We start from the raw sequence: 8,493 nt of genomic DNA on the forward strand, positions 1-8,493 counted from the left end.
AGAAACGACATGGTCAGCATCGACGTCTGGAACGCCTCGGTCGACTTCCCGATCTTCGACGCGAAGACGAGGTCGCTGAAGAAGGCGGTCCTGGGCAAGGTCGGCGGCAAGATCGGAACCGAGCAGAAGGTCCCGATCATCGAGGCACTGCACGACATCACGCTCTCGCTCAAGGAGGGCGACCGGATCGGCCTGGTCGGCCACAACGGGGCCGGCAAGTCCACCCTGCTGCGGCTGCTCGCCGGCATCTACGAGCCGACCCGGGGCTCCTCCCGGATCGTCGGCAAGATCGCCCCGGTGTTCGACCTGGGTGTCGGCATGGACCCGGAGATCTCCGGGCTCGAGAACATCATGATCCGCGGCCTGTTCCTCGGCATGACCCGCAAGCAGATGGAGAAGCGGGTCGACGACATCGCCGAGTTCACCGAGCTCGGCGACTACCTGCAGATGCCGCTGCGGACGTACTCGACGGGCATGCGGGTGCGGCTGGCGCTGGGCGTGGTCACCTCGATCGACCCGGAGATCCTGCTGCTGGACGAGGGCATCGGAGCCGTGGATGCGGCCTTTCTGAGCAAGGCACGCACCCGGTTGGTCGATCTGGTGAAGCGGTCGGGCATGTTGGTGTTCGCCTCGCACCAGGACGACCTATTGTTCGAGCTGTGCAACTCGGCGCTGTGGATGGACGAGGGGCAGGTGAAGATGCAGGGCTCGCTGCGTGAGGTTCTCACCGCCTACAAGGGCCGGGATCCCTACGAGCACCTGGACAAGGAAACGCTGGCCCGCCTCGGCCAGGCCCCGGTCCTCACCACCAAGACCGGCGAGATCTGATGGGCCCCGCGGAGCCGCTGCCGCCGAACGCGGTGGTGGCCGTCGTCGTCACCCGGCATCGCCGGGAGCTGCTGGCCGACTCCCTGAAGATGATCGCGGCGCAGACCCGACCGCCGGACCACCTGGTCGTCGTGGACAACGGCCCCGACGATCCGGTCGGCGACATCGTCGCCTCGTGCCCGGTGCCGACGACCTACCTGCCCTCCCAGCGCAACCTCGGCGGCGCCGGCGGCTTCGCGCTCGGGATGCTGCACGCGCTGTCGCTGGGCGCCGAGTGGGTCTGGTGCGCCGACGACGACGGCCGTCCCGGTGACGAGACCGTGCTGGAGATCCTGCTCGAGGAGGCCCAGGCGCGGAACCTGGCCGAGATCTCGCCGATGGTGACGAACATCGACACCCCGTCCCGGCTGGCGTTCCCGCTGCGTCGAGGGCTGACCTGGAAGCGGAGCGCGAACGAGCTGGGGACCGACTTCCTGCCCGGGATCGCGTCGCTGTTCAACGGCGCGCTGTTCCGCGCGGCCACCCTGGACGTGATCGGCGTACCGGACTACCGCCTGTTCTTCCGCGGCGACGAGGTGGAGATCCACCGGCGGCTGGTGCGGTCGGGGCTGCCGTTCGGGACCTGCCTGCGGGCGACCTACCTGCACCCCGACGGCTCGGAGGAGTTCAAGCCGATGCTGGGCGGGCGGCTGCACGCCCAGGACCCGGAGAACGAGGTGAAGCGGTACTACACCTACCGCAACCGCGGGTACCTCCTGTCCCAGCCGGGCCTGCGGAAGATCGGGATGCTGGAGATCATCCGCTTCGGGCTGTACTTCGTCGGCACGAAGCGCGACCCCAAGGCGTTCGTGCAGTGGCTCAAGCTGTGCCGGCAGGGCCGCCGGGAGAGGTTCTTCCGGCTGTAGCTACACCCGCTCGCCGTACACGTGGTCGATGGCCATGGTCATCAGCACCCGGCGGTCGGCCACCATGACCGAGCGGTACTCGGCCCAGTCCGGGTGCTCCCCGGCCGCGGCGCGGTAGTAGTCGACCAGCGCGTCGACCTCGGGGCCGTGGGGGTCGGTGCCGGGGCCGGTGAGGGTCACGGTGCCCTCGGCGGTGGCCCAGGACCAGCCGTCGGCGCTGGTGACCTCGAGCGCGGCCCGCGGGTCCCGGCGGAGGTTGGCCGTCTTGGCCCGTCCCTCGGTCATCGAGACGTAGATGATCTCGGCGTCCCGGTCGTAGAACGGCATGACCGGGGACAGCTGGGGGCGGCCGTCGGACTTGATCGTGGCGAGGACCCCGAGGCGGCTCTCGACGAGCAGCGCGCGCGGGTCGAACGGGCCGCTCATGCCTTCTCCCGGAACTGCTCGATGAGGGCCGCGTAGCCGCTGGGGCCGTGCCCCTGGGCCACCGCTCGTTCGGCCAGGGCCTTGACCAACCGCGGAAGCTCCGCGCTGACGCCGAGCGTCTCGCTCTCCTCGACGAAGTGCTCCATGGCCGCGAGGTGGGTGTCGATCGTGGAGTCCGGGGCGGGGTAGCTGCCCTCGTCGACCTGCCGCGCGTAGCCGGCGAGCCATCCGGCCACGGTTCCCGCCGACTGGGCGGCGAGCGGGGCGAACGCCGTCGCGGGGACGCCGGCGGTGCCGAGCAGTGCCGCGCCCTGGAGGAAGCCGTTCAGGATGCTCCACATGAGCCCGAGCACGGCCACGTCGTGGAGGGCGGACAGGCCGTGGTCGGCACCGAGGTAGGTGGCGTTGCCGAGCGCGCGCAGGGCGGGTTCGACCTCGTCGAACGCCGGGCGGGGTCCGCTGTGGAGGATCACGGCGTCGGCGGTGCCGATGCCGTCGGGGGCGGCGAGGATCGCGCCGTCGAGGTAGGTGCCGCCGCGCTCCGCGACGTACTCGGCCGTCGCGCGGGCTTGGGTGGAGGTGCCCGAGGTGAGGTTGACCAGGATGCGCTCCTCGAGGTCGGTCGACTCGAGGACCTCGCGCACGGCCCGGTAGTCCGAGACGCAGAGGACGACGAGCGGGCTGGTCGTGTCCCCCGCGGAGTCCGCTCGTCGGGCGCCCTGGGCGAGGAGGGTCTCGGCCTTGGCCGCGGTGCGGTTCCAGACCGTGGTGGGATGTCCGGCTCGCAGGAAGGCCGCGGCGAGCGCCTGCCCCATGAGCCCCAGACCGAGAACGGTCACCGGGATCGGTGTGGTGGTCATAGTCGACATCCTCGACCTTGACATCAGTGTGAGAGTCAAGAATGCGTTTGCGCAATCGTTTGCGGGCGGGCTGGGGCAGGTGTCGTGGACGTCCTGCGGAGGAGGACGACCGCGGAGGCGCTGATCAGCAACCCGAGGAGGGTGACGAGGCGGACGGGGTCACCGAACATCGGCACCGCCCACAGCGCCGTGGCGGCCGGGGTCAGGTACAGGAGGGTGCTGGCGCGGGCCGCCCCGTCCCGGCTGGTGACCCGGTAGTAGATGCCGTAACTGGCGATCCCGGCCGCGGCGGCCCACGCCACGGCGACCCAGAAGCCCGCGACCGGCGGTGGCGCGAGGGTGCCCGCGCCGGCGGCGTAGACGGTGAAGAAGACGCCGGTGAAGAGGGCCTGGGCGGCCAGGGTCCCCATCAACGGCGGCGTTGGCCAGCGCTGCTGCAGGACGGTGCCGGCGGTCAGGGACAGCATCGACACCAGCGGCAGGAGCAGTGCCGTGACGGCGACCCCGGCGCTGAGGTCGCCGAGCGCGGTCACCGCGACGCCGGTCGTACCCAGGGCCAGTCCCGCCACGTGGCCGGCGCGGAGCCGCTGCGAGTCGAGCAGGACGGCGGCGATGAGCACCAGGGCGGGCTGCAGGGAGGCGATGAGGGCGGAGGTGCCGGCAGGAACGCCGGCCGCGGCGGCCCAGAAGACGCCGCCCAGGTAGAGGCACTGGCAGAGCAGCGCCAGGACGGCCTGGCGGGCCCATTCGCGCGGGTCGAGGCGGGGCAGCCACGGGAGCAGGACGAGCGCGGTCAGCAGGCATCGCCAGGCCAGCAGGGTGTCGGCGGTGGCGTAGCGCGCACCGAGCTCGGCGCCGATGAAGCCCGAGCTCCACACCACGACCAGGGCGGTACCGCGCAGCGAGGCTGAGATCGACATGAACCCAGGTAACCATACCGGTCTGTATACTCGCAGTGGACCGACTGGCAAGGAGTGCCCGTGCTACAGCAGCTCACCACGCTCGACGAGGCCACCCCGGGGGCACTGCGCCCGGTGTTGCAGCCCCTGCCGAAGCTGACCGAGGCGGGTGCCCGGCTGCTGGAGGCCGCCGCTGCGCTGTTCTACGAGCGTGGGGTGCGGGCGGTGGGAGTGGACCTGATCGCCGAGACCGCCGGGACGACGAAGAAGACCCTGTACGACAGGTTCGGCTCGAAGGACGCGCTCGTCGCGCTGTACCTGTTGCAGCGAGCCCACCGCTGGCGCCAGCACCTGCTGACCCGGCTCGCGGAGGGCGATGATGAGTCGCGGGTGCTGGGCGTCTTCGATGCGTTGGAGGCGTGGATGGGAGCGCAGCGGCGGGGTTGCGCCTTCGTCAACGCGTACGCGGAGCTGGGAGACAGCGAGGAGCATCCGGCCGTGCCGGTCATCCGGGCGGAGAAGGCGTGGATGCGTGCGCTGTTCGACGCGCTAACCGGGGATATCGCGCTGGGGGCCCACGTGCACCTGCTGTACGAGGGAACGATCGTCGTCCGCACCGCCGGCGCGGGTGCGGACACGGCGACACATGCCCGGGAGGCGGTTCGGATTGCGCTGGCGGCGGGCGGTAGCGCGCCGAGGTGACGAGCCCGCGCTCTCCTCAGGAGGAGTGGGGGTGCGAGGGGTGTCAACAGGGGAGCTGTGGACAACCCGCTCAGTTGTGGACAACTCCACCCGGAGGCGTTCGCGAGCGCAACTGTTGGGGGATGGCGGGGTTGTGGGGTGGTAATCGCGGTGACTACAGTGCGGGCCAATCACACGGTAGACGTTTCACATTCACCCGACGGGTGTGCGCGCAGAGCACTGGTCAGGGCATGGCAAGGAGGGTCATGGCCAGCATGCTCAGATTCGCGCGCGCCTGCGCGGGGATCGCGGGTACCGCGGCGGCACTGATTGTCGCCACCGCTGTTCCTGCCGGTGCGGAGCCGGCGTCCGGGCTGGTGAACCGCGACGCCGACGTCCAGGGGTTCGCCGTCGACGTGGGTGAGGACGTGTTCGCCGAACTGGACACGAGCCTCATCGGGTTCAAGCTCGCGGACGGGTCGGAGCTCGGCATGTACTGCGTCGAGATCCAGACCGAGATCGACGAGGAGCACCCGCTGGTCGAACAGCCGTGGGATGCCTTCCCGGTCGAGGACAGTCCGTTCAACGAGAACCAGGGCAAGATCAACTGGGTGCTGCACAACGGGTTCCCCGTGCAGGACACCGGCGCGTTGGCCGAGATGCTCGCCGACGACGGCACGCTGCCCAACGGCGGCATCGACGAGCGGGAGGCGGTCACCGCCACGCAGGCCGCCGTGTGGCACTTCAGTGACGGGGTGGACCTGGACCGGGAGAACCCGCTGCCCGGGAACGACTCCGACGCCGACGCCGCGGCCGACGTGCTCGCGCTGTACGACCTGCTGACCGGCGCCGCCAACGAGGGCATCGGCGAGCAGCCGCCCGCCGCCCTGGAGATCGACCCTGCCTCGGCAAAGGGCACTGCGGGCGAGATGATCGGGCCGTTCACGGTCACCACCACCGGCACGATCGACAAGATCAACGCCGACCTGCCCGAGGACGTCAGGCTGACCGACGGCACGGGCCGCGAACTCGGGGCCGACATCGTCAAGAACGGGACCGAGCTCTTCCTCGACGTGGACGCCAACGCACCCGCGGGGTCGGCGAGCTTCGAGCTGGCCGCCACCGCGAGCGTCGAGACCGGGCGCCTGTTCGTCGGCGAGAACTACGACGAGGCGCCGACCCAGGCGCTGATCGTGGCCAAGTCCGTGGACACCCAGCTCACGGCCACCGCGGAAGCCGAGTGGGCGGCCGCACCGCCGGAGAGCTCGACCGAGGCGGCGCCGGTCGCGCAGGCCAAGAACGACGACCTGGCGACCACCGGTGCCTCCGTGTTCGCCCCGATCCTGTTCGGCGCGGCGCTGGTCGCGGCCGGCATCTTCGCGGTCCTGTTCGTCCGCTACCGACGGAACTACTGACGCCGAACCGGTGGCGGGTCCGCTCTGAGCGGATCCGCTACCGGTGAACCGGCCTTGCCGGCGAACAACCCCGGGTGTGAGGTCGAGGGCATGGCTGATCCCAAGCGTGCCCTCGTCCTGCACCTGTCCAACGGCGGCGAGCCGCTCGTGTTCGCCCTCGCCGAGGACGGCGTCCGCGACCTCGAGAACCGGCTGACCGAGCTGCTCGCGGAGGGCGGGGTGCACTCCCCCGCCCTCGCCGACGGCTCCACCGTGGCCGTTAACTTCGCCCACGTCGTCACCGCACACCTCGACGAGCTGCCGCCGCTCGCGCGGGTCTACGGCAGCGGCCAACCCAAGCACCACGGCTTCGCCACCTGAGCGGGCGGCGGCCGCCAGGGCTCGCCGCAGAACTCGAGGTTGACCGTATTCACAATGTGCAGGATCTGGGTGCCGTCGGTGGGGCTGAACAGCGAGCTGGACACCACCACCTGCCGGCGGGCGTCGGCCGTGCCGAACGACAGCGTCGAGTAGCCCGGGATGGCGCCGGTGTGTCCCCACAGCCGGACCCCGCAGGTCGTGTACATCTCCTCGACGCCGAGGCCGTAGCGCGGCCAGGCCGGGTTCCCGGTCGCGACGGCGTCGGTGCGCATCCGCTCGACCAGCGCCGCGGGGAGCAGCCGACCGTCGGCCAGGGCCGACCAGAAGCGGTGGAGGTCCTCGTTCGTGGCGACGACGCCATACGCGGCCCAGGCGAACGAGGGGTCCAGCTCGGTCAGCTCCACCCGCGGGCCCGACCCGATCCGGTAGTGGCCCGACGCGTGTGGGCCGCGCAGGAACGGATGCCGCGGCAGCTCGGTCGCGTGCATTCCGGCCGGCCGGAACACGCGCTCGCGCAGCTGGTCGGCGAGGTCCTCGCCGGTGACCCGCTCGATGATCATGCCGAGCAGGACGAAGTTCGTGTTGGAGTACCCCCACTGGCCCGGCGTGCGGTGGCCCAGCTCGTTGGCGGTGCGGACCAGGTCCTCCGGGGTGAACCGGCGCCACACGTAGTCGGCGGGGTCGGCGAACTCCGGTGCCGCCACATAGTCGGCGAGCCCGCTGGTGTTGTGCAGGAGCTGCTCCACCGACACACCCTCGGCGCCGGGTACCAGGCCCGGCAGCAGCTCGCCGAGGGTGTCCTCGGGCGAGAGCCGGCCCTCGTGCCAGAGCTGGAGGACCACGGTCGCCACCATCGGCTTGGTCAGGCTCGCGACCCGGAACCGGCCGTTGCGCGGCAGCGGCGCCCCGGTGTCCAGGTCGGACACCCCGGCCTCGGCCCGCCAGGAGCGGTCGCCGTCCCGGACGGTGAGCACCACGCCCGGCACGCCGGCGTCGACCATCGCGTCCAGCTCCCGCTGGACCTCGGTGCGGGTGTCCGCGGCGGCGGTGCCGGTCCACAGGAGCAGGGCCGCGACGACGGCGGCCAGCAGGGAAGTCGATCTCACCCGGCGATGCTAGGAAGCCCGTACTGAGAGTCGCCGAGTCACTTCTCAGCGCGGAACACGACGGTCCGCAGCATGATGAAGTTGATCGTCGTCGCCGTGCCCTGGGCGACCACCCAGGCGAGCGGGATCTCCCAGCCCGAGGCCGGCAGGAGCGTCAGCAGCAGCGCGTTCGTGCCGACGTTCACGAAGAACGTGACCGTGTAGAGCAGGGCGAAACCGCCGAGCTGGGCGGCGCCGCCGGTGTGCGAGGCGGCGAAGGTGTACCTGCGGTTGAGGAAGTAGGCCGTGGTGGTGCCGGCGACGAAGCTGACCGCCTTGGCCAGGTGCACCCACAGGTCCAGCGCCAGCAGCGACTGGTAGACGCCGAAGTCGACCAGCGCACAGAACCCGCCGATCAGAACGAACCGGACCAGCTGGCCGACCAGCCCGATCTTCGGCACCTCCGCCTCCGCCGTCGCGACCACGACGCGAGTCTAGAGGCCGACGGCGGGCCCCGTACCCTCGGTCCGGTGAAGCCAGGACTCGAGGAGTTGGTCGGGCTCACCGGCTGGGGACGAACGGCGCCGACGACGGCCCGCGTGGTGCGTACCGCGGACATCGACACGATCGCGGCGGTGGTCCGGGAGGCCGGCGAGCGCGGAGATGGCCGCGGCGTCATCGCCCGGGGGCTCGGGCGCAGCTACGGTGACCCGTCGCAGAACGCGGGCGGGGTCGTGCTCGACATGACCGCCCTGGACCGGGTGCACCGGGTCGACGCGGACGCCGGGCTGGTCGAGGTGGACGCCGGGGTCTCGCTGGACACGCTGATGCGCGCGCTGCTGCCGTTCGGGCTCTGGCTTCCGGTGCTGCCGGGCACCCGCCAGGTCACCGTCGGCGGCGCGATCGGCTGCGACATCCACGGCAAGGCCCACCACGTCGAGGGCAGCTTCGGCGACCACGTCCGGTCGATGGACCTGCTCACGGCCGACGGCGAGATCCACACGCTCACCCACGAGGGCCCCGACCAGGAGCTG

11 protein-coding genes are annotated in these 8,493 nt (G+C 71.1%); 6 read left to right on the forward strand and 5 right to left on the reverse strand.

From position 1 onward, the window contains the following. Positions 1-9 precede the first annotated feature (9 nt). Both wzt and glfT1 read left to right on the forward strand, forming a co-directional pair. A complete protein-coding gene (gene wzt, locus BU204_RS13615; protein ID WP_075126002.1) occupies positions 10-828 on the forward strand; it encodes a galactan export ABC transporter ATP-binding subunit Wzt/RfbE in 819 nt (272 codons plus the stop codon). After that, complete coding sequence (glfT1, locus tag BU204_RS13620) at positions 828-1,733, forward strand: galactofuranosyltransferase GlfT1 (RefSeq protein WP_075126003.1); 906 nt, start codon at positions 828-830, stop codon at positions 1,731-1,733. Before wzt ends, glfT1 begins: the two co-directional genes overlap by 1 nt. Here the strand turns inward: glfT1 and BU204_RS13625 are convergent, their stop codons facing one another. From BU204_RS13625 to BU204_RS13635, 3 genes are read right to left on the reverse strand one after another with little or no spacing between them, the layout of a single operon-like run. Further along, positions 1,734-2,159 (reverse strand): PPOX class F420-dependent oxidoreductase, encoded by a 426-nt coding sequence (locus tag BU204_RS13625; protein ID WP_075126004.1) that lies wholly within the window; start codon positions 2,157-2,159, stop codon positions 1,734-1,736. Continuing rightward, complete coding sequence (locus BU204_RS13630) at positions 2,156-3,028, reverse strand: NAD(P)-dependent oxidoreductase (protein WP_075126005.1); 873 nt, start codon at positions 3,026-3,028, stop codon at positions 2,156-2,158. Before BU204_RS13630 ends, BU204_RS13625 begins: the two co-directional genes overlap by 4 nt. A gap of 26 nt (positions 3,029-3,054) precedes the next feature. Then, positions 3,055-3,939 (reverse strand): DMT family transporter, encoded by an 885-nt coding sequence (locus BU204_RS13635; RefSeq protein ID WP_075126006.1) that lies wholly within the window; start codon positions 3,937-3,939, stop codon positions 3,055-3,057. Between the two features lie 60 nt (positions 3,940-3,999). On the opposite strand from BU204_RS13635, the gene BU204_RS13640 reads away from it, so the two are divergent. The 3 genes from BU204_RS13640 to BU204_RS13650 all read left to right on the forward strand — a co-directional run bounded on the left by BU204_RS13640 (position 4,000) and on the right by BU204_RS13650 (position 6,374). Continuing rightward, positions 4,000-4,620 carry a TetR/AcrR family transcriptional regulator gene (locus BU204_RS13640; protein ID WP_233160192.1) on the forward strand — a complete coding sequence of 207 codons (621 nt, stop codon included), beginning with the start codon at positions 4,000-4,002 and terminating at the stop codon, positions 4,618-4,620. Positions 4,621-4,874: 254 nt separating this feature from the next. Further along, a complete protein-coding gene (locus BU204_RS13645; protein WP_233160194.1) occupies positions 4,875-6,014 on the forward strand; it encodes a Cys-Gln thioester bond-forming surface protein in 1,140 nt (379 codons plus the stop codon). 90 nt (positions 6,015-6,104) lie between these two features. After that, positions 6,105-6,374 (forward strand): hypothetical protein, encoded by a 270-nt coding sequence (locus BU204_RS13650; protein WP_075126008.1) that lies wholly within the window; start codon positions 6,105-6,107, stop codon positions 6,372-6,374. On the opposite strand, the gene BU204_RS13655 is transcribed toward BU204_RS13650, so the two are convergent. Together BU204_RS13655 and BU204_RS13660 are read right to left on the reverse strand one after the other, a co-directional pair. Beyond that, positions 6,332-7,480 carry a serine hydrolase domain-containing protein gene (locus tag BU204_RS13655; protein ID WP_075126009.1) on the reverse strand — a complete coding sequence of 383 codons (1,149 nt, stop codon included), beginning with the start codon at positions 7,478-7,480 and terminating at the stop codon, positions 6,332-6,334. The two genes, BU204_RS13650 and BU204_RS13655, sit on opposite strands and share 43 nt — an antisense overlap. 38 nt (positions 7,481-7,518) lie before the next feature. After that, positions 7,519-7,944 (reverse strand): GtrA family protein, encoded by a 426-nt coding sequence (locus BU204_RS13660; protein ID WP_075126010.1) that lies wholly within the window; start codon positions 7,942-7,944, stop codon positions 7,519-7,521. A gap of 45 nt (positions 7,945-7,989) precedes the next feature. Here BU204_RS13660 and BU204_RS13665 point away from each other — a divergent pair. Beyond that, positions 7,990-8,493: FAD-binding oxidoreductase (locus BU204_RS13665; protein ID WP_198942864.1), on the forward strand; the 504-nt coding region annotated here is incomplete at its 3' end.

Source organism: Actinophytocola xanthii, from assembly GCF_001921205.1.
In the GTDB taxonomy this organism is placed as follows: Bacteria; Actinomycetota; Actinomycetes; order Mycobacteriales; family Pseudonocardiaceae; genus Actinophytocola; species Actinophytocola xanthii.